The sequence below is a fragment of the Calothrix sp. NIES-2098 genome, assembly GCF_963875125.1.
In the GTDB taxonomy this organism is placed as follows: Bacteria; Cyanobacteriota; Cyanobacteriia; order Cyanobacteriales; family Nostocaceae; genus Aulosira.
This window is the reverse complement of the sequence record NZ_CAWNKJ010000001.1, coordinates 1,168,454-1,189,159: the sequence shown is the minus strand read 5'-3', so window position 1 is coordinate 1,189,159 and position 20,706 is coordinate 1,168,454. Positions and strand designations below refer to the sequence as shown.

At 42.0% G+C, this 20,706-nt stretch carries 17 protein-coding genes; 11 read left to right on the top strand and 6 right to left on the bottom strand.

The annotated features are described in order from the left end of the window. Positions 1–417: 417 nt before the first annotated feature. A complete protein-coding gene (locus tag AACU33_RS04995) occupies positions 418–675 on the top strand; it encodes an EF-hand domain-containing protein (RefSeq protein ID WP_339376489.1) in 258 nt (85 codons plus the stop codon). 117 nt (positions 676–792) lie between these two features. Here the strand turns inward: AACU33_RS04995 and AACU33_RS04990 are convergent, their stop codons facing one another. Both AACU33_RS04990 and AACU33_RS04985 read right to left on the bottom strand, forming a co-directional pair. Then, positions 793–2,382: a DHA2 family efflux MFS transporter permease subunit gene (locus AACU33_RS04990; RefSeq protein ID WP_096587322.1), complete on the bottom strand. Its 1,590-nt coding sequence runs from the start codon at positions 2,380–2,382 to the stop codon at positions 793–795. Next, complete coding sequence (locus tag AACU33_RS04985; RefSeq protein ID WP_096587321.1) at positions 2,366–3,775, bottom strand: HlyD family secretion protein; 1,410 nt, start codon at positions 3,773–3,775, stop codon at positions 2,366–2,368. Before AACU33_RS04985 ends, AACU33_RS04990 begins: the two co-directional genes overlap by 17 nt. A gap of 207 nt (positions 3,776–3,982) precedes the next feature. Here AACU33_RS04985 and AACU33_RS04980 point away from each other — a divergent pair, with 207 nt between their 5' ends. After that, positions 3,983–4,576, top strand: coding sequence for a TetR/AcrR family transcriptional regulator (locus AACU33_RS04980; RefSeq protein WP_096587320.1), 594 nt, complete (start codon positions 3,983–3,985; stop codon positions 4,574–4,576). A gap of 319 nt (positions 4,577–4,895) precedes the next feature. On the opposite strand, the gene patD is transcribed toward AACU33_RS04980, so the two are convergent. Then, positions 4,896–5,255, bottom strand: a complete 360-nt coding sequence (gene patD / locus AACU33_RS04975) for a heterocyst frequency control protein PatD (protein WP_096587319.1) — start codon at positions 5,253–5,255, stop codon at positions 4,896–4,898. 296 nt (positions 5,256–5,551) lie between these two features. Between patD and AACU33_RS04970 the strand changes: the two genes are divergently transcribed. Then, positions 5,552–7,819 carry a RelA/SpoT family protein gene (locus AACU33_RS04970; RefSeq protein WP_096587318.1) on the top strand — a complete coding sequence of 756 codons (2,268 nt, stop codon included), beginning with the start codon at positions 5,552–5,554 and terminating at the stop codon, positions 7,817–7,819. A 73-nt stretch (positions 7,820–7,892) separates the two neighbouring features. Here AACU33_RS04970 and AACU33_RS04965 read toward each other — a convergent pair whose 3' ends face one another. Continuing rightward, a complete protein-coding gene (locus AACU33_RS04965) occupies positions 7,893–8,462 on the bottom strand; it encodes a hypothetical protein (protein ID WP_096587317.1) in 570 nt (189 codons plus the stop codon). A gap of 114 nt (positions 8,463–8,576) precedes the next feature. On the opposite strand from AACU33_RS04965, the gene AACU33_RS04960 reads away from it, so the two are divergent. The 7 genes from AACU33_RS04960 (at position 8,577) to AACU33_RS04935 (ending at position 16,495) form a co-directional block, all read left to right on the top strand. Further along, a complete protein-coding gene (locus tag AACU33_RS04960) occupies positions 8,577–10,676 on the top strand; it encodes a hydantoinase/oxoprolinase family protein (RefSeq protein ID WP_096587316.1) in 2,100 nt (699 codons plus the stop codon). Between the two features lie 129 nt (positions 10,677–10,805). Continuing rightward, positions 10,806–10,973, top strand: a complete 168-nt coding sequence (locus AACU33_RS37535) for a DUF7689 domain-containing protein (protein ID WP_445291780.1) — start codon at positions 10,806–10,808, stop codon at positions 10,971–10,973. Positions 10,974–11,169: 196 nt separating this feature from the next. After that, on the top strand, positions 11,170–12,006 hold the full coding sequence (locus AACU33_RS04955) for a TrmH family RNA methyltransferase (RefSeq protein WP_096587315.1): 837 nt from the start codon (positions 11,170–11,172) through the stop codon (positions 12,004–12,006). Between the two features lie 76 nt (positions 12,007–12,082). Further along, entirely contained in the window at positions 12,083–13,630 is a 1,548-nt protein-coding gene (locus AACU33_RS04950) for a hydantoinase B/oxoprolinase family protein (RefSeq protein WP_096587314.1), read from the top strand. Between the two features lie 228 nt (positions 13,631–13,858). Next, positions 13,859–14,584 carry a class I SAM-dependent methyltransferase gene (locus tag AACU33_RS04945; RefSeq protein WP_096587313.1) on the top strand — a complete coding sequence of 242 codons (726 nt, stop codon included), beginning with the start codon at positions 13,859–13,861 and terminating at the stop codon, positions 14,582–14,584. A 368-nt stretch (positions 14,585–14,952) separates the two neighbouring features. Then, positions 14,953–16,035: a M4 family metallopeptidase gene (locus tag AACU33_RS04940; RefSeq protein ID WP_096587312.1), complete on the top strand. Its 1,083-nt coding sequence runs from the start codon at positions 14,953–14,955 to the stop codon at positions 16,033–16,035. A 157-nt stretch (positions 16,036–16,192) separates the two neighbouring features. Beyond that, positions 16,193–16,495, top strand: a complete 303-nt coding sequence (locus AACU33_RS04935; protein ID WP_096587311.1) for a protealysin inhibitor emfourin — start codon at positions 16,193–16,195, stop codon at positions 16,493–16,495. Positions 16,496–16,572: 77 nt separating this feature from the next. Here AACU33_RS04935 and AACU33_RS04930 read toward each other — a convergent pair whose 3' ends face one another. Together AACU33_RS04930 and AACU33_RS04925 are read right to left on the bottom strand one after the other, a co-directional pair. Then, positions 16,573–17,532 (bottom strand): cobalamin-binding protein, encoded by a 960-nt coding sequence (locus AACU33_RS04930; protein WP_096587310.1) that lies wholly within the window; start codon positions 17,530–17,532, stop codon positions 16,573–16,575. Positions 17,533–17,722: 190 nt separating this feature from the next. Beyond that, positions 17,723–17,947, bottom strand: coding sequence for a hypothetical protein (locus tag AACU33_RS04925; protein ID WP_339375773.1), 225 nt, complete (start codon positions 17,945–17,947; stop codon positions 17,723–17,725). Between AACU33_RS04925 and AACU33_RS04920 the strand changes: the two genes are divergently transcribed. Beyond that, a complete protein-coding gene (locus AACU33_RS04920) occupies positions 17,925–20,492 on the top strand; it encodes a PAS domain S-box protein (RefSeq protein ID WP_339375772.1) in 2,568 nt (855 codons plus the stop codon). The two genes, AACU33_RS04925 and AACU33_RS04920, sit on opposite strands and share 23 nt — an antisense overlap. Positions 20,493–20,706: the final 214 nt, after the last annotated feature.

Here is a 20,706-nt window from a genome sequence, read left to right as displayed (position 1 = left end):
AGAGCCTGGTTAACGGAGTTCAGAGCCTGGTTAACGGAGTTCAGAGCCTGGTTAACGGAGTTCAAAGCCTGGTTAACGGAGTTCAGAGCCTGGTTAACGGAGTTCAGAGCCTGGTTAAGAACTTCCAGAAAATAAATTATCCAATTTACATACAGATAATATTTTTCTTTTTCCCCCTGCTCCCTGCCCCTTGCTGCCTATGTGTATCAATCTTAAAGTGAAACGGTATTAGTTGAACTGTGCTGTGGCAGAGCATAGTCTTTTGCCTTCAAGAATCATCCCAAGGCGGTGAAATTTTTGCGTTGATAGGCAGAAGGCAGCAACGATTTTAAGATTTAAACTAAACTTTGGGTGTGAGTAAGAAGATTAGACATTTTTCTTGCTAACAACATTACTAAATACGCCCTTTTCTCTCATATTTTAGTTACTTTGAGCAAAAAAATTATGGCAACCGAACAAGAGCTTAAATCTCTTTTTAATACCTTGGATACAGATCGAGATGGCAAAGTTTCCATAAACGAGCTTTTTTTAAGCCCAGGCTTAAGTGCAATCATCTCAGCAGAAACAGGCGTCAGTAGCCCCCAGGAGTTGTTAGCTATGCATGGTGATAAAGACGGTAGTATCACCTTTGAACAGTTAAAGAAAGTTGTTGAGTCAGCTGGAAATTTGAATTAACAGTCAAAAACAAGGGTATCCTTCCCCACTCCATTCCTATCACCAAACAATCGCGCCCTATCCCCATATAGAAGGCGCGGTTTTTGGTTTATTGGGTTATCAACTGAACCGTATTGGCTAATGACCCACTGGTGCTTTTGCTCCTGCTCCACCTTTACCCAAAAATAGCAACAAAGGCAACGAGCAAAGAAACGCTACTCCCACCACACGAAATATATCTGCAAAAGACAAAACAGCTGCTTGGACATCTACTGTTTGGCTCAGTAAAGCCAGTGCTTGCTGATGTGCTGTGGCTGCATCCATACCTTGGCTTTGCATCGCCCCAGTTAGTAAATCAAGACGCTGATTCGTTTCTGGGCTATAAGGGGTAAGGTTTGCTAACAACATGGCTCGATGAAAAGCTTCGCGTTTATCCAGTAGCGTAGTGAGAATCGCAATACCAACGCTACCACCGAGTTGTCGGGTGAGGTTGTAAAAGCCCGATCCTGCTGATACATCTTTTTTGGGAAGCGGCCCTAAAGTTGCCAAACTTAAAGGCAAAAACATGAGTACCGTAAAAGCCCCACGCCATACCAAAGGCCAAAATAAATCATCGGCTCCAGTTTGGGAGGTGAGCTTTGACAAATCAAACATCACCATAGCTGTGCCCACACCGCCGATCGCAATTAAAATTCTGGCATCGATTTTGGTAGATAATTTACCTAACATCACCATGACAATCGCTGAAGCTAAAGCACCAGGAGCCAATAAAAGTCCTGTCTGAGTAGCGGTAAATTGCAGAATACTCTGAGCAAAAATCGGCACAGCAAATAGTGCACCATACAATCCCATTCCTACAACCGCAGATAAAACACTCCCCGCTGCTAAGGAACGGTGATGTAGCACTCTTAAATCTACAGCAGGATGAGGCGTTCTGAGTTCTTGCCAAATAAATAGTGCCAATCCCACAACGCTGGTAATAGCCAAGCTGGTGATGAAGCCGGAGGAAAACCAGTCATCACTCTCTCCTTCTTCTAAGAAGGTTTGTAAACAGCCAATCGCAAGTACTAAAAACCCGATCCCCAACCAATCGACGGCTTGGCTTTGTGCCTGACTTTTATCTTTATCCTTGGGTAAAAACATCCAACACATCACCACAGCCAAGATGCCAAAAGGAATATTCACAAAGAAAATCCAGCGCCAACCTAAACCATCGGTGAGGTAGCCTCCTAAAGTCGGGCCAATGGCTGGGCCAGAAATCACTCCTACCCCAAAGACTGCTTGGGCTAAACCTTGTTCAGCGGGAGGAAATGTTTCAAATAAGATAGCTTGGGCTTTTGCTAGCAATCCCCCACCAAATAATCCTTGGGCAATCCGGGAGACAACCAGCATGGGGAGATTAATCGCTAGCCCACAGACAACTGAGGCGATGGTGAAGCCAATCAGCGAAAAAATAAAGTAGTTTTTTTTGCCAAAGTAATCTCCCAACCAAGCAGATAAGGGAATCATGACGACGTTGGCGATCGCATATCCGCTGACTACCCAGCCAATTTCACTCACAGTTGCCCCGAGGCTGGCTTGCATTGAGGTCAGAGCCACGTTGACAATGCTGGTATCAATCACTTCTAGAATTGCACCAAGGGCAGCAGAAAAGGCGATCGCCCACTTCAGAGGCCCCTGAACATAACCAGCTTGGTTGACATTGGAACGATTAATGTTTGTAGCCATATTTAGCTGGGGTAGTATTTACAGTCACCTTGACACTTAGCCCTGCCCGCAACTTATGTTGGGGATCGGCATCGGGATGAAAATTTAAACGTACTGGTAGCCACTGCACTACTTTGTTGTAGTTACCTGTGGCATTATCTGGCGGTAGCAGAGCGAAACTCGATCCTGTAGCTGGGCTAATTCCCACAACCGTTGCCCGAAAAACTTCACCAGGATAGGCATCAACTTCAATTTCTGCTGGCTCTCCGATATATAAGTTTTTCAGGGTTGTCTCTCTAAAATTAGCCTCTACATAAATTTGCTCGGTGTCTAACGGCACTATCGAGAGTAAAGGTTGGCCGATATCAACTTTTTGCCCAACTTGCGCCGTCAGCTTTCCCACATAACCACTTAGAGGAGCTTGAATAACCGTGTATTTAATTTGCTGCCGAGCTAGCGCCAAGGCGGCAGCAGCTTGTGCCACCTGTGCTTGCGCCTGCTTGGTTTGGCTCTTTTGCACTACAACTTTCTGCCCAGAAATCCGAGTTTCTGCTACCTGCCCTCTAGCGGCTTCAGCTTGAGCTAAGGCTTTTTGTAACTGAGCTTGAGCATTATTCACCTGAGCTTGGGCTTGAGCGACAGTTTGCTTGGCGGCGGTAAGATTTGCTAAGGCATTTTCCCATGCTGCTCTTGCTGTATCGCGTTGCTGGGCGGCAATCGCACCTTCTCTATATAGGGTTTTATAGCGACGGAAATCAGCTTGGGTTTTATTTACCTCAGTTTGCGCTTGCGCCACCTTTGCTCGATTGGCATCTACTACTGCTTGAGCTTGGCTAACTTCCGCTTTGGCTGCGATCGCTGCCGACTCACTGGCAGCTAAGTTCGCTTGCGCTTGCTGTAATTGAGCGATATTTGTTTGGCTAGTTAAAGGTACAGTATCTGCGGCGCTTTGCAATTGGGCTTGGGCTGCGGCGAAATTCGCTTCTGCCTGTTGCACATTCAGATTTAAGTCTTGGTTTTCAAGGATAATTAGCGGTTGTCCGGCTTTGACACGATCGCCTTCCTTTACCTGAATTTTCTGCACGGTGGCAGAGATTTTAGGGGCAATGGGAGAAACATGACCTTGAATCTGAGCATTATCTGTACTGATATGAGTGTGTTGGAATTGCCACCACCGCCAGCCAAAGACTGTGGCTACTGCTAGGGTAATGGCTCCCAGCACGAGCAACCAGATGCGTCGTTTGCGCACGCGAGAATTCGGCACGGAATCTGCAACGGATGGCAGGGGATCGAGCGCAACATCAGGCTCAAACGCCGAGTTTTGGGTATTGTCTTGCTCTATATAGATATCGTTGACAGCATCAGTAGGGGCATTGAGATCGACATCAAGTTTGGCGGATTGAGACTTATTCATTAATATTTATGCCGTCCTTTATCTATTCGCTATCTATTCCCAGGAGGTAGCTTTCGCCATCAGGACATCAGAGCGATCGCTAGATTTAAAGTATTTTTTTATCTATACGCTACGGTAGCGTATCGTATATAATTGGTCAAGGGAGCTGGAGATTGAGAAAATTTGCGCTAAATTGCCAAGATGTCCTAGCTTAGGGATGATGTGTTCATGAGCAAGCAGATTAATACCCCTACAGGACGCCCGCGTAGTACCCATGCCGACCAAGCTATTATCCAAGCGACCTTGGATCTACTAGCTGAGGTGGGATATCAAAGCATGAGCATAGAAGCGATCGCATCCCGTGCTGGAGTCGGGAAAACTACCATCTATCGGCGTTACAGTTCCAAAGAAGAACTAGTTGCCGATGCAATTGAAAGTTTGCGGGCAGATTTAACAATTCCCGATACAGGTAGTTTCTGGGGAGATATGGATATTGCGATTAAAAATGCGGCAAAAAAAATCCTCAGTCCCTTGGGGCGTCAGACACTCGCCTTAATTATCAGTACTGCATCGAGCAATCCTCAATTTGCCCAAGTCTATTGGACAAAATACACTATGCCGCGCCGCGAAGCTTTTGCCAAAGTTCTGCAACGGGCAAAGGCTAGAGGTGAAATCGACAAAGATGCCGATGTCGATCTGATCTTCGATCTACTGAGTGGATCGCTATATTACGCCATCATCTTTAAACCCACAGCCGAGCCTGTAGAAACTTATATGCGCCGGATTGTCAATATTTTGCTTCAAGGTATTGGTACTGACTAGTTGACCAAATTTAACGAACCTGAACTTTACATTATCATTCTTATATATCTTTCTTTAGAGAAAAATATTAGATGCACTGGTAAGTTTTTGCCAGCAAGGCTTTGGCTTTGTTTAAACCTTTATAGATAAGAATTTCGGATTTTTAACATCAGAAAATGATATGACAGGGATCAACAATTTCTTGCCTTTTTCCTAAGTTTTAGCGATCGCTAAAACTACTGCTCAGTCTGGAGATCAATTCAATTGGAGAACTTGTTGCCAAAATAGCTGTCAACAATAAGTTTTAGGTGGGATGATAAAGTAACAGAGAAAAAGGAGATTAATAATTTTTTTCTCCGGTATCTTCTGGTCGCAGGATAGCATCACAATATCGGATGAGCGTGGTCAAGCGATCGCGAATTGTTTGCAGCCTTGCTTGTGCAGTAGATTCTTGCCGCGCGCCTTGGAAAAAGGTAATGTCCATTTCCAACAGGCGTAGCTGCTTGCTTATCTCTGTGCGATAAGACTGCTCTCGCGAGTCTTGCTCTGTCAAAGGCACAATCTGCTGCACAAAAAATTGCTTTAAGGAGGCTAAACGCTGTCTTAGTTCGGTTGTAGCTAGTTGGGTATTAGCGATCTCAGAGCGAAATTGCTCTAGCAAGCTCACCAATGCCTGATAACGATCTTTATTTAGAGACATCCAGTGCTAGTTAAGATAGTATTAATGTCAAGTAATTTTTCTTCTACAATAAACTTTCTTAAGCTCTTTTTAGAACTAGAAGCCTCAAATTATGCTTTGAGGCTTTGTTTGCCAGCAATATATTTTCGGGATGATGAAGCTTGAAATTCACACTGGATGATTACCATAAAAAATTAAGGAATCATCCTCACATGACTTTATCTAACGGTCTTTGGGCATCAGCATTTTCTATCGGCGATGCTGTTAGTTTTTCCCATATCTGAACTTATCCACAGATCACCTCTAGTCCCCATTGTATGAGCACCATAGTTCTCAATTCCACAGTTGATGTTCCGCTTCCAGAATGGCTCAAGAAATGCATCATCCATTCATCAGGAAGTGGTGGCAATTCAGAAAACGATCGAAGGTATAATGATGCAAATTTAATCTGTCGAGCATTTGAATTTGCTTATAAACTGCATCAGGGACAATACCGAAAATCTGGCGAACCATACATTTGTCATCCCGTCGCTGTAGCAGGATTACTGCGCGACTTAGGGGGTAGTCCTGCTATGATAGCAGCTGGATTTCTCCATGATGTAGTCGAGGATACAGATGTCACAATTGAGCAAATAGAAGAGTTTTTTGGCGCAGAAGTCAGGCAATTAGTCGAAGGTGTCACCAAACTTTCTAAAATAAATTTCAAAAGCAAAACTGAAAGTCAAGCAGAAAACTTCCGGCGGATGTTTTTGGCAATGGCTAAGGATATTAGAGTCATTGTGGTGAAGTTGGCAGACCGTCTACATAATATGCGAACTTTACAAGTAATGCCAGATGAAAAACGTCGCCGCATTGCCCAAGAAACACGAGATATTTTTGCTCCTTTAGCTAATCGTTTGGGGATCTGGCATTTTAAATGGGAATTAGAAGATTTATCGTTTAAATATTTAGAGCCAGAGGCTTTCCGGCAAATTCAACAATATGTTTCCGAAAAACGTACATCACGAGAAGAAAAATTAGCAAAAGCTACGGCAATTTTGCGCGATCGCTTGCAACAAGCGGGCATAAAATGCCTCGATATTAGCGGTCGTCCCAAGCATCTTTATAGTATTTACCAGAAGATGCAACGACAGCAAAAAGAATTTCATGAAATTTATGATTTAGCAGCGTTACGGATTATTGTTGAGACCAATGAGGAATGCTATCGTGCTTTAGCGATAGTTCATGATGCCTTTCGTCCTATTCCTGGGAGATTTAAAGATTATATTGGTTTACCAAAACCGAACCGTTACCAGTCATTACATACTGGGGTAATTGGATTAACTGGTCGTCCTTTAGAAGTGCAAATCCGCACAATGGAAATGCACCATATCGCTGAGTACGGAATTGCTGCTCATTGGAAATATAAAGAAACTGGCAGTTCTAATACTAGCCATTTAACAGCAACAGATGAAAAATTTACTTGGTTACGGCAACTACTAGAATGGCAAAGCGATTTAAAAGATGCTCAAGAGTATCTTGATAGCGTCAAAGATAATTTATTTGAAGATGATGTTTATGTTTTCACCCCTAAGGGTGATGTTGTGCCTTTAAGTCCCGGTTCTACTAGTATAGATTTTGCTTATCACATTCATACAGAAGTAGGAAACCACTGTGCAGGGGCTAAGGTGAATGGGCGCATGGTTCCACTATCAACGCGGTTACACAACGGCGATATTGTGGAAATTATGACCCAAAAGAATAGCCATCCTAGTTTGGATTGGTTGAACTTTGCCAGAACTTCCGCCGCTAAATATCGGATTAAACAATGGTACAAGCGATCGCGCCGCGAAGAAAATATTGCTCGTGGTCGAGAATTATTAGAAAAAGAACTTGGTAAAACTGGTTTTGACAGCCTGCTGAAATCGGATGCAATGCAGAGTGTATCCGAAAAGTGTAATTATCACAGCGTGGAAGATTTACTCGCTGGTTTGGGTTACGGTGAAATCACGCTCAATCTCGTACTGAATCGTTGGCGAGAAGTAGTCAAAGCCCAACAACCTATGGTAGACGCACCGCCATTTCTACCAAAAGAATCCGCCACAGCAAAAGCTTTACGAGATGCGCCGACAACTGCACGCTTCACAGATTCACCAATTCTTGGGGTAGAAGGTTTGGTGTATCATCTGGCTGGGTGTTGTACGCCAATTCCAGGCGAACCAATTATTGGCGTAGTTACACGCGGTAAGGGAATTTCCATTCATCGCCAAGGCTGCCATAATCTCGAAAACGTGGAGTACGAACGCTTAGTACCAGTTAGCTGGAATGGAGCAGCAGAACATAGCTCTCGTCCTCATTCTTACCCAGTGAATATTCAAATTGAAGCACTTGACCGCGTGGGCGTTTTAAAAGATATTTTGTCTCGTCTGAGCGACCAGGGGATCAACGTCCGCTATGCTCAGGTAAAAACTGCCATTGGACAACCAGCTTTAATGGACTTGGGTATAGATATACGCGATCGCCCCCAACTAGAACAAGTGTTCACCCAAATTAAAAAAATGAGCGACATTCTCAATATACGTCGCGTCGGTCAGATTGACGAGTAATAGGGGCGCTGAAGCCCCTATATTATTCAGTGGGTGCGTTATCCGAGATTAGCGCACCAACTTAAATGTTTGATTAGGAGCGTGATTTAGCTGACGCCTGTAGCAATTCAATATCTCTAATCTGGAGAATGCCGCTACTTTCAAATTGCACGCTAATTTGAAACTTAGCAGAATCCGTTTCTTTTTTAAAATGCGCACGTACTTCGTAAGGCTGAAAATCTTCATTTGAAGAAATGCCTGTAGACCAATATCTTGTGTTTGTACCCCACTGTCCTTTCCTGCTGATTCCTAAACTTAATTGAATTGACTTTTCTGTATTTAACACTTTCGCATAACATCGACAAGCAAGCACGCATTCTGGCAAATTTGGTTCGTTAACTTCAAATAAGATGACATTTCGTAGAGGATCTGCACGCGTAATCAGGCGTTGAGTACGATCGTCGTAGGCTTCAATTTGCCAGCTATCTTCGATAATTGCAATACCTCCTTTTGTGACTGTTGAATCGCTAGTACTAAATCTGCGAATCAGCACAAATGGTTCTGCGGGTTCGGGAACCCCAAAGCGTTTTTCAAGTTCCTCACCTACTTCCTGAACTTTGGAACTGACAAAATCTTTGAGATTGTTCAGTAGATCGTCGAACATAACAAATGATGCCAAATTATCATACTTCTAGTATTCCCACTAAAAGATACTGGAAGCAAAAATATTTGCAATTCTCTTGTTATGCTACTTCTAAATTGTAAAATAAACAAAGCAATGTTAAAATTTTTTGCAGACAGAGGCGGAACATTCACAGATATTGTTGCTATTACTAACGATCGGGCAATTATAGAAAAACTTGTAAATCATCCCGAACGTTTTTTAATTGTGACCCTGCCTAATCATGAATGGATTATAGTCTATAAATTACTTTCAGAAAAACCCGAACAATATCAAGATGCTGCTATCCAAGGTATTCGCGATATTATCGGTATTAACAGCAATAAACCTATCCCTACTGAAGTCATAGAAGTAATGAAAATGGGAACAACAGTAGCTACAAATGCACTGTTAGAAAGAAAAGGGGATAGAGTAGCGCTGTTCATTACCAAAGGCTTTAAAGATGCATTAAGAATTGGCTACCAAAATCGTCCTGATATCTTTGCTCGTCATATCGTTTTACCCACGATGCTTTATGAGCAGGTGATTGAAGTAGACGAACGCTATGATGCTTACGGACAAGAATTAATTCCTGTAAATATTGCACAAGTTAAAAAAGATTTACAAGCAGTTTACAACGCAGAAATTCGGAGTTGCGCGATTGTATTTATGCACAGCGATCGCTATCATTACCACGAACAACAAGTCGAACAAATTGCTCAGGAAATTGGATTCACTCAAATATCAGTATCTCACAAAGTTAGCCCATTAATGAAATTAGTGAGCCGAGGAGATACAACAGTTGTAGATGCTTATTTAACTCCGATTTTGCGGCGCTACGTCAACCAAGTAGCTAGTCAATTACCTGGAATCAGATTGATGTTTATGAAATCTGACGGCGGTTTAGTAGCAGCCGAACAATTTCAAGGTAAAGATAGCATTTTAAGCGGCCCGGCTGGGGGAATTGTTGGTGCAGTTCAAACTAGTAAAAGAGCAGGGTTCGAGTTAGTAATTACCTTTGATATGGGTGGAACCAGTACAGATGTTGCCCATTTTAAAGGCGAGTATGAACGACAATTAGAATCAGAAATTGCTGGCGCTAGGATGCGAGTTCCCGTATTAGCAATAAATACTATTGCGGCTGGTGGCGGTTCAATTTTATTTTTTGATGGTTCTAGTTATCGCGTCGGGCCAGAATCGGCTGGTTCAAATCCCGGCCCTGCTTGTTATCGACGTGGTGGCCCTTTAGCGGTGACTGATGCTAATGTTATGTTAGGCAAAATTCATCCGCAATATTTCCCTTCAGTCTTTGGTATTGATGGCAATTTACCCTTAGATAAAAATATTGTTGTTCAGAAATTTACCCAATTAGCTCAAGAAATTGCCACAACAACAGGAAACACTAGTACCCCCGAACAAGTAGCCGCAGGATTTATTACCATTGCTGTAGAGAATATGGCTAATGCCATTAAAAAAATCAGCTTACAACGGGGCTATGATGTTAGTAAATATGTGCTTTGTTGTTTTGGCGGTGCAGGCGGACAAGTGGCTTGTTTAATTGCTAATACTCTAGGGATGAAAACTATATTTTTACATCCTTATGCAGGAGTTCTCTCTGCTTACGGAATGGGATTAGCTGATGTCAGAGCAATTAGAGAAAAAGGAGTAGAACAACCTTTAACACCAGCATTAATTCCACAATTACAACAGTTAATGGAGAATTTGATAACTCAGGCGAGAAGTGAACTCAGCGAATATGAAGATAGTAGCCAACAAGAATTAGTGCAAAAATTAAATTTAAAATATGAAGTTACTAACTCTACATTAACCGTGGATTTTGCTTCAGATGTGAAAGTGATGCAAGGAGAGTTTGAGGCTGAACATAAATCTCGTTACGGTTTTATTCAATTAGAAAAATCTTTAATTGTTGAATCTGTTTCAGTAGAGGTCATTCAGAAAATGGATACTCCTGAAGAATCCTTAATTAGTCGTACACGTCCTTTAGATGAACTTCCTAAAGCTGTTGAAATAGTTAGGATGTTTGCTGCCGATCAATGGCATGATACACCAGTTTATCGCCGGGAAGATTTACAACCAGAAGATAGTATTAATGGCCCGGCAGTTATTGCAGAAAAAATTAGTACGATTGTAGTTGAGCCTAACTGGACAGCAAGATTAAATGAGCGTAACCATTTAATTTTACAGCTTAAAAATTAATTAACTTATAAGATTTCATCTGTATTGAGAAGATAATTATCAATGTCAGTCTTCTTTAAGAAACTTAAATCATGTCACCTTACATTTACCCGGTTATTCAAACAGTAGAAATAGAAACTACATTTAGCAATATATGCTACAGAGGATGGTGAACCAACTCACGCTGCTAGGCAATTACCAAATGGGAAATGGACAATTAAACTTGGGCGTTGGGAAGATATAGAACACGAACTTGAAGGTTTGACAGGCGATATGTATGGTTCTGTAAAGCAAATTTTAAAACGTCCAATCTCTTAAAATGTTAGGCCAATTAACAAGAAGATCTACAAAAACCAGGATGGTATGAAATAGAGACAACTAAGTCTGCCAATCTAGAGCGATCGCGTGCTAATATTGATGACAATGAATTTGATGTCTGCGGCACAGCGACCGCAATATCTCATGCTAATTCAAGTTTTTCATGTAGCAGGCCAGGTAGCTCTGCACAAGGAGGATGGCTGGTGTTAAGAGTTCCAGCCACGAACGGTTAGATGTTGAGGCTACGCTAACCGAGGTTGAAAAGCTCCAATTTGACCGCGCATATCGTCACGCCTCAGGATTATTTTATATTGAGGGTGTGCGTAACTTTGTAAAAGCAATTGACAACGGTTTCGATATTTCCGCGATCGTGTTTAGCGAGAAACTGCTCACAGCACCTCTAGCAAGGAAGCTAGTTCGCAGATCGCGCCGCGCTGGTGTTCCTTGTATTAACGTTACGCCAGAACAATTTCGCCATGTCTCCCATACTGAAAGAGCTTCTGGTATTGGTGCGATCGCGCGTCAACGTTGGTTTAATTTAGATAATATCTCATCGCAAACTGGCTTGTGCTGGGTAGCTTTGCAAACTGTTCGTTCGCCAGGAAACCTGGGAACCTTGATTCGCACATCCGAAGCGGTGGGTGGTGCGGGGTTTATCTTCATTGGCGCAAGTATAGATCCTTTTGATCCCGATGTTGTTCGCGCATCCATGAGTTCGCTGTTTAATCAGAAATTTGTCCGTACAAACTTGTCAGCATTACGTCATTGGATACGCGATCGCAAAATTTCTACTATTGGTGCTTCACCTGATGGAATGAATGACTTTCATCAATTTAATTATCCGTCATCAACTCTTGTTTTCCTCGGTGAAGAGCGTCAAGGACTGACTCCACAACAGCGAGACTTATGTCAACATCTAGTGCGAATTCCGATGGTAGGTGCAGTTGATTCCCTCAATCTGGCTGTCGCCGGAAGCTTGTTGATGTACGAGATTTATAAGTCGAAAACATCTTGTATTCCAATACAATCGTGAGTGCAACCTAACCCTTTAGAGACGTTATATGCAACGTCTCTACAACCCAGTAAAATTACAATCATAATCATCAAAAATGTACTCAACATCTAAACCAGACCCCGTTCGTTTAGAAATATTTAAAAATCTCTATCAATTTATCGCTGAACAAATGGGGATTGTTTTGCAAAACACAGCAGCATCAGTAAATATCAAAGAACGTTTAGATTTCTCCTGTGCTATCTTCGATGCTTCAGGATTATTAGTTGCTAATGCCCCTCACATTCCCGTACATTTAGGCTCAATGAGTGAAAGTGTCCGCAGTTTAATTAACGATAAAAGCGACACTATAAAATCGGGAAATGTATATTTATCTAATAATCCCTATAATGGCGGAACCCATCTTCCCGATGTCACAGCTATTACACCCGTTTTTGACGAACAAGAAAACCAAATTATTTTCTACGTTGCTTCTCGCGGACATCAAGCCGATATTGGAGGTATCACTCCCGGTTCTATGCCTCCTCACAGTACTACAGTAGAAGAAGAAGGAATTTTATTTGATAATTTTCTCTTAGTTGAACAGGGAAATTTTCGAGAAGTAGCAGTAAGAGATATACTACTCAATCATTCATACCCGGCGCGTAATCCCAATCAAAACATTGCTGACTTCAAAGCACAAATTGCTGCTAATGAAAGAGGAGTACAAGAACTCCGGAAAATGGTTGAGCAATACGGACTCGATATAGTTCAAGCTTACATGAAATTTGTCCAAGATAATGCTGAGGAGTCAGTTAGGAGGGCGATTAAAGTTCTCAAAGATGGTGCATTTATTTATGAAATGGATAGCGGTGCTAAAATCCAAGTAAAAGTAAGTATTAACCGAGAAAATCGCAGTGCCATTATTGATTTTACTGGCACATCTGGGCAATTAAACAGTAATTTTAATGCTCCCAAAGCTGTGACCCAAGCAGCAGTATTATATGTCTTTCGGACTTTAGTTGATGATAATATTCCCCTGAATGCTGGCTGTCTGAAACCTTTAGCAATTATCATTCCTGAAGGTTGTATGCTGAACCCAACTCATCCAGCAGCAGTAGTAGCGGGTAATGTCGAGACATCCCAAACGATAGTTGATGCTTTATATGGTGCCTTAGGTGCGATCGCAGCTTCTCAAGGAACCATGAATAATTTTACTTTCGGCGATCGGCGCTATCAATATTATGAAACGATCTGCGGCGGTTCGGGTGCAGGGGTTAACTTTCATGGTACTGATGCAGTTCACACCCACATGACCAACTCTCGCTTGACCGACCCAGAAGTTTTAGAAACCCGCTATCCTGTAATGGTAGAAAGCTTTAGTTTGCGTCCCGATAGCGGTGGTAAAGGAAAATATGTCGGCGGTAACGGGGTGATTCGCCGCATCAAGTTTCTGGAACCGATGACAGCGAATATTCTGTCTAATCATCGCCGTGTCCCTCCCTTTGGATTAAATGGTGGCGAAGCGGGACAAGTCGGACGCAACTGGATACAGCGTCAAGATGGAACCCAAGATAATTTAGATAGTACTGCAACTGTAGAGATGCAACCTGGAGATATTTTTGTCATAGAAACACCTGGCGGTGGAGGTTTTGGTCAAAGATGAGTGCAAATTTAAATTTAGGATATTGCACACAATAGATCTGAAATAACGAACCGCAAAGACGCGTTCGGCGTTCGCCGGAGGCTTTCTCACAGAGTAGCCGTTCCCGTTCGCGTAGCGTCTCCGTCAGGAGAAGGGTAGAACACAAAGAAGAGTTTTGATAAAGAGATTCTTTAACAGGTCATGATGCTCTAAGATTTATGGATGGATGTAAGACCTCATAGCAGCAATATGCAACAACTATTTCCCGGTGAAGTATTTGCCAACACTGCTGATTTCGACACGGGGATTCGCCAGCTATTACCTCGATATGATGAGATGCTGGAGGTAATTACCCGTTGTCTGCCTTCCACAACTCATCGCATTTTAGAATTAGGCTGTGGCACAGGGGAATTGAGTCTCAAAATACTCCAGCGTTGTCCAGATGCGCAAGTAATTGCCTTAGATTACTCGCCGCGAATGTTGCAATTTGCTCAAAGTAAAATAACCGCAGCGGGCTATGAAAATCGCTGGAGTTGTATCGAAGCAGATTTTGGCGACTGGGCAAATAATCCGGAAAAATTGGGTATAGGCAGGGAATTTGATGCTTGTGTGTCATCTTTGGCAATTCACCATCTCCAAGATGAGATGAAATTCAAATTATTTCAACAAATTGCTACCAGCATCAATCCTCATGGCTGTTTTTGGAATGCCGACCCCATCCTGCCGGAATCACCTGTATTAGTGGAAGTATACAAAGCCGCGCGAGAACAATGGGCAGTCGAACAGAGGATAACGCTGGCAGAAGTTCGTGCTAAGGTGGGCACAAGTTTTACACAAGGTTACTCAAGCCAAGACCAGCTAGCTACTTTAGATGCCCATTTACAAATGCTGGCAAAAGCTGGTTTTGCAACAGTAGCAGTACCTTGGAAATATTACGGGATGGCGGTTTTCGGGGGCTGGCTGTGCAAATTTTAGCTGAGGAATTGGGAAAGACAAAAACTCTAAATAAGTAGATTTTTTCTAATTTCTATTAAAAAATAAGTAATAAATTACACAGTTTATCTTGACAAGACCTATTATATAAAGCCGTTGGGTCTCTAAAGGAGATTTTGCGCCACCAGACAAAGATTTTAGCTAATTTGCGGAATCTGAATTTGTCTTGTGTTTCTATGTCATGTCCCAACCTCAACATAACTTCAGAGGGTACTCACCTCTCTTAACAGACCTGTAATCAAATATCGAGTAGAAACAACGCGCCACTGACATTAGTTTTTCTGCTCCTTTGAACAGTGGAGTTAAAACCACTGTTTGCCATCACTTAGTTTAAAAAGGAGAAATCTAGGATGGCTCGAAATAAGAAAAAATCAATTGGTTTGAACTGTGAACATCCACAGTACTCTAGATGCCCTATCTGTTGTATTATTCCACCACATATATTGCAAAACGTCGCTGTCAATGGCACGCCGGAACAGCGTAGTTGGGCTTTTCAAACATTAAATGTTTCGGCACAACTAAGGGGAAGACGGAATATAGTAGGATCTGTCTCTTTTGCGCCATCTCCAGGTGTGAAGCGGCGTACTATCTACGATGCTAAAAATTCTGAAAGTCTACCCGGTACGCTAGTGCGTGGTGAGGGAGATCCTCCAAGCACTGATGAAGCTGTGAATGAAGCCTATGATTCGGCTGGGGCTACTTATGACTTATTTTATGAGATATTCGATCGCAACTCGATTGATGACAAGGGTCTGCGTTTAGACTCTACCGTGCATTATGGTGTCAAATACGATAATGCTTTCTGGAATGGCGACCAGATGGTTTATGGTGACGGTGATGGCGAATTGTTTCAACGCTTCACCAAATCTATTGATGTGATTGCTCATGAATTAACTCATGGAGTGACTCAGTATGAGGCTGGTCTACAGTATTACGGCGAACCAGGTGCGCTAAATGAGTCATTTTCGGATGTTTTCGGTGCTTTAGTAAAACAAAAAAGCAAAAATCAAACAGTAGACCAAGCAGATTGGATCATTGGTGAAGGTCTTTTAGCTCCGACTGTTAAAGGTGTTGGTATCCGTTCTCTCAAAGCACCAGGAACAGCATACGACGATCCAGTGATGGGTCAAGATCCGCAACCAGCCTTGATGAAAGATAAATATACTGGTTTTGAAGATAACGCTGGGGTGCATATAAACTCAGGCATTCCCAACTATGCTTTTTATTTAGCAGCAATAGAGATTGGCGGCTATGCTTGGGAAAAATCTGGCAAAATCTGGTATGTAACTTTGCGCGATCGCCTGCGTGCTAATGCTAATTTTAAAACAGCCGCCAATGCAACTATCAAAGTAGCTGGCGAACTCTACGGTGACAATAGTCAAGAACAAAAAGCTGTACAAAACGCTTGGCAAAAAGTAGGTGTACTTAAATAGTGAATGGTGAATCATGAAAAAGTAAAATTTTCATAATTTATCATTCGTCATTCAGAATTTATACTAGGTTGTCCTTTGTTGTTACACTGGGAGATGAGAGTCAAAATCTTCCAGTCTTTTTCTTTTTCCCCCTAGACAGGACAACGGAGAGTAAAAAATGCGCATCTCCTTTGAACGCACAGGCGGCTTTGCTGGAATTAGTAAGAAAACAACCGTTGATACAGCTAATTTGCCACCCAACGAAGCCAACGAACTACCCCGACTGGTGGCCGCTGCCGATTTATTTAATTTACCTGAAAAAATTACTGCCCCTAATCCCCAAGTCGATCGCTTTCAATATAAGTTAACCGTGGAAGACCAGGGCAAACAACATACCGTGACAGTGAGTGAGGCCGCATTACCAGGAACCTTAAGACCCCTAATTGAATGGCTCAATCAAGTAGCACGGCGTCCCGCTTAAAACAGCCCTATTTCCTAAAACACCATCACAAATACCGACGATAAAATCTCCGCGCTCCTCTGCCTTTAATTACCTTACTAACTCACAGGCACAGAAATTACTTCATCAGCCGATAAAGCTTGCCAAGCAGTTCCTTTATAACCATAATCAAAAATCTCAGGATGCAACATTTCTGCCAAAATTTCCAAGGAATCTACTAGCCTTGGCCCTGGACGATTGAAATAGGAATTGCCATCAGTAATATAGACTCTACCAGTTTGAACGGCATGAAGTTTTTGCCATTCTGAACGTTGAGTAAATTGTTGTGCTTCTTGGCGAGTGCGATATAAATCCCAACCGCAAGGCATAAAGATAATTACATCTGGGTTACTAGCTATGAGTGTGTCCCACTCTAACGTAGAAGATGGTTTACCTGCGGAGCTAAATAGAGTTTGTCCTCCTACCAAATTGACTAACTCCGGAATCCAGTTAGCGGCTACCATCAACGGATCTGTCCATTCGATACAGGCGACAGAAGGTAATTCTGTTAAAGAAAGTCCTTGGATTTTTTGCTGACAAATTTTGACACGCGCTTCTAAGTCTTCTAGCAACTTCACTGAGTCAACAGCAAAAATATTCCCCACTCGCTCAATATCGTTCCAAACATCTTGGAGTAAATTGGGTTGTAAAGAAATAATTTGAGGTGAAGTGTCGATGAGATTAGCAACGGCCTTTTCTACATCTTGTAGGCTGACTGCACAAACATCACACTGGTCTTGAGTCACAATATGGGTAGGCTGTAATTCCTCTAGAATCTCAGTGTTGATTTCATAGATACTCAGAGCAGATTGCAATAAATTGTTAACCTCATTGTGAATTGCGCTACTTGCTCCATTGCTATCTAAGCGTGCTTTGGTACAAATAGGGCGATTTTGAATTTCTGGAGGGTAGTCACATTCATGCGATCGCCCTACAATTGCGTCAGCTAAACCCAGTGCCGCTAAAATCTCTGTTCCACTAGGAATTAGTGAGACAATTCTTAGACTGTTATCTTTCATTGCTCTACCTCTGCAACACCTGCTCTTAGTTTAATTGTCGCAAAAGTTATGAGGTAGCGTATCTCTATCTAAAGGAATACACGGGTTTTTTTCGTCAAGATTTAGCAATAAATTAGATTTTGCGATCGCTCTTGAGAAAAATTTCTCAGTCAAGCAGCAAGAAAATTTAATAGAATAATCTTTCAGAACATTAATGTTTTTTGCTCGTCCGCCCGCCATGCAATTTTAAATGTTCCACGGCTTGAGACTCATCAATTTTGCTACTGAGTATTGATTGGTTTGCATATAATGCTAATTTACGCTGATGGGCGAATATTGTATTTTTGGAAGGTGCATCTCCAGCAGCTTTTGCCGTCGCCCCGATTGATGAAGCTGCTCCACTGGTAACAAGCATGACTTGCGAACGAATCAACATTCTGCTGTTTTGTGGAACTCATTTAGAAGTTGGCGCGAAAAAAGCATCTGACAATGTCAGGAGCAATGCTAGCTTGGTGTTTTCCATACTCTCAGATCTAAGTAGGAAAAACCCTATAAACCAACCTAGGTTTGAGTTGATTCAGGCTCAGGAATTTTTACAGGGGATACATACTTTACAAACTCAAGCAATTGATGTTGCAGTCTTGAACTTGTCTGTGAAGGATGCTAGAGATTTAAAAATCATCTCTGATGTGCGATCGCTAGCTCCCAAGGTGGCGATAATTGCGATCGGGGATGTAGATGATGAGGTTCGCAGCTTGCAAGCTCTAAGTTTAGGCGCGCAAGACTATTTAATCGCTAGTGAGATCGCTCCTCCACTTTTACGGCGGCGATTGCTCTACGCGATCGAACAACAACGGCGTCAACTTAGAGAACAAGCGATCGCGGTTTCCATCCAAAACGCAAGTCAAACAGAGCAATTATTATCCTTATCTAGCTTAACTGAGTACCAAACACAATGGCGTTTTTTGTCAGAGGCAACTTTTGAAGGCACAATTATACATAAAAGGGGAGTGATTGTAAATGCTAATCATGTCCTGGCAAAAATGACAGGTTATGAAGTTGCAGAACTCATTGGCAAGAATAGCTGGGAACTCCTAACAGCAGAATCACAAGAGTTGATGATAAAAAATATACTTTCCGGTTCGGAAAAAGCTTGTGAAGTAATTGTAGTTAGGAAAGATGGCTCTACTTTTTTTGTAGAACTCCAAGGCAAAATTATTTCTTACGCAGGTCAAAAAATGCATGTGGTGGCAGCTAGAGATATTACAGAGCGCAAGCAGTCCCAAGAGACCTTGCAAATTAGAGAACATGCTCGCAGAAAACAAAGCCAAACGCTGGTGCAACTAGCAAGAAGTAAAAGATTTCAACAAGGTAATCTCAATGCGGCCTTCCAAGAGATTACAGAAGCGGCTGCACGCACTCTTTCAGTGCAGCGAGTTGGTGTATGGTTATATACCGAAGACCACTCAACGTTGGAATGTGTCGATTTGTATGATGTGAGGACAAAAGAACATAGCTCTGGCTTGTCACTATCGAAAGCGAATTGTCCTGATTATTTCCAAGCCTTGGAAGAAGAACGTAGCATTGCTGCCCATGATGCCATCAACGACACCAGAACTCAAGAATTATCCCAGTCTTACCTTTCTGTGTTAGGAATTACCTCACTGTTGAATGCACCAATTTGGCTGGGAGGTCGGTTAGTAGGTGTCGTATCTCACGAACACTTTGGTGAAGTACGCCAATGGACATTGGAAGAAGAGAATTTTGCCGGATCGATTGCAGATTTTGTCACCTTAGCCATAGAAGCCAGCGAACGTAACGCCGCAGAAGCAGCACTACGCCAAAGCGAGGCCCAATTTCGCGCAATTTTTGAGTGTTCTTCTATCGGTATCGGACTGATAGACATGAAAGCACAAATAGTTGATGCTAATCCAGCCCTATGTCAAATGCTAGGTTACAGCCGAGAAGAGCTATGTAGCAAGCGTTTTACAGATTATGTTTCTCCACAAAAAGGGGATTTAGATCTGCTGAGACAACTGCTTTCTGGTATTCGCTCCGATCCGGAACAGCTTGTCGAAAGACACCGAATTGAGATGGAAAAGTTGTTCTTACATAAAGAAGGACGGTTAGTTTGGACTCACCTATCAGTTTCAGTCATTCCAGATAGTAATGGGAACCCAGAATTTTTCTTAACTATTCTTGAGGACATTACAGAACGCAAGCAAACAGAATTGAAATTGCGTGCTTCTCAAGCAGCGGCTGAAGCTGGTAGCCGTGCCAAAAGCGAATTTTTAGCCACTATGAGCCACGAACTGCGGACACCACTAAATGCGATTATGGGTTTATCGCAATTGCTGCAACAAGAAATGGTTGGGCAGCTCAATGAAAAGCAAAAGGAATATATTAGTTGTGTATATAGTAGTGGCGAACATCTATTAGCACTAATCAACGATATTCTTGACCTGTCGAAAGTAGAAGCAGGTAAAGAAGAACTTTTGCTTTTACCTTTACTAGTTACAGATGTATGTAATTCTGTAATCTCAACAGTTTCCGATCAAACTCTAGAAAAAGGATTGCAACTTACCAGCAAGATCGATCCACAAGCTGATATTTGTGTAGCTGATGAACGGCGAATTAAGCAAATGCTACTCAATCTTCTGACTAACGCGATTAAATTCACTCCAGCCGGTCAAGTATCTTTAGAAGTCAAAAAAGTCAGTAACGGCATCACATTTACAGTTGCAGATACTGGTATTGGTATTGATGCTAATCAATTTCAATTTCTATTTGAACCCTTTAAACAGCTTGACAGCCGATTAAATCGCCAATATGAAGGTACTGGTTTAGGTTTAGCTTTGACACGCAAATTAGCGCGTTTGCATGGTGGAGATGTGACAGTAGAATCGACTTTAGGAGAAGGTAGTAAGTTTACCCTGTTTCTTCCCGAACAACCCTATTTGGCAGAGGATGAAAGTAGATAATTCTGCTTGCCATTTTAGGTAAATTAACCAAACCCAAAATTTTATAAATTATGGTTAATTGAGAATTATATCTACTAATTCTTATTCCTTATAAATTACTAAATTTTTCTCAAAAAAAAGCGATGACATTACCTTAATGGTTAAATCTTAAAATTTTAAACGTTTTGTTAGCACAGTAATAAAAATACAGTCCAAAAAATTTTTTTAATAATTT

Excerpts from the sequence above, each read along its gene's own strand:
- AACU33_RS04920 (WP_339375772.1), top strand. The coding sequence starts at position 17,925 with ATGACTTGCGAACGAATCAACATTCTGCTGTTTTGTGGAACTCATTTA.
- AACU33_RS04930 (WP_096587310.1), bottom strand. The coding sequence starts at position 17,532 with ATGAAAGATAACAGTCTAAGAATTGTCTCACTAATTCCTAGTGGAACA.
- AACU33_RS04955 (WP_096587315.1), top strand. The coding sequence starts at position 11,170 with ATGGCTGGTGTTAAGAGTTCCAGCCACGAACGGTTAGATGTTGAGGCT.
- patD (WP_096587319.1), bottom strand. The coding sequence starts at position 5,255 with ATGTCTCTAAATAAAGATCGTTATCAGGCATTGGTGAGCTTGCTAGAG.
- AACU33_RS04970 (WP_096587318.1), top strand. The coding sequence starts at position 5,552 with ATGAGCACCATAGTTCTCAATTCCACAGTTGATGTTCCGCTTCCAGAA.
- AACU33_RS04940 (WP_096587312.1), top strand. The coding sequence starts at position 14,953 with ATGGCTCGAAATAAGAAAAAATCAATTGGTTTGAACTGTGAACATCCA.
- AACU33_RS04935 (WP_096587311.1), top strand. The coding sequence starts at position 16,193 with ATGCGCATCTCCTTTGAACGCACAGGCGGCTTTGCTGGAATTAGTAAG.
- AACU33_RS04990 (WP_096587322.1), bottom strand. The coding sequence starts at position 2,382 with ATGGCTACAAACATTAATCGTTCCAATGTCAACCAAGCTGGTTATGTT.
- AACU33_RS04945 (WP_096587313.1), top strand. The coding sequence starts at position 13,859 with ATGCAACAACTATTTCCCGGTGAAGTATTTGCCAACACTGCTGATTTC.
- AACU33_RS04960 (WP_096587316.1), top strand. The coding sequence starts at position 8,577 with ATGTTAAAATTTTTTGCAGACAGAGGCGGAACATTCACAGATATTGTT.
- AACU33_RS04950 (WP_096587314.1), top strand. The coding sequence starts at position 12,083 with ATGTACTCAACATCTAAACCAGACCCCGTTCGTTTAGAAATATTTAAA.
- AACU33_RS04980 (WP_096587320.1), top strand. The coding sequence starts at position 3,983 with ATGAGCAAGCAGATTAATACCCCTACAGGACGCCCGCGTAGTACCCAT.
- AACU33_RS04985 (WP_096587321.1), bottom strand. The coding sequence starts at position 3,775 with ATGAATAAGTCTCAATCCGCCAAACTTGATGTCGATCTCAATGCCCCT.
- AACU33_RS04965 (WP_096587317.1), bottom strand. The coding sequence starts at position 8,462 with ATGTTCGACGATCTACTGAACAATCTCAAAGATTTTGTCAGTTCCAAA.
- AACU33_RS04925 (WP_339375773.1), bottom strand. The coding sequence starts at position 17,947 with ATGTTGATTCGTTCGCAAGTCATGCTTGTTACCAGTGGAGCAGCTTCA.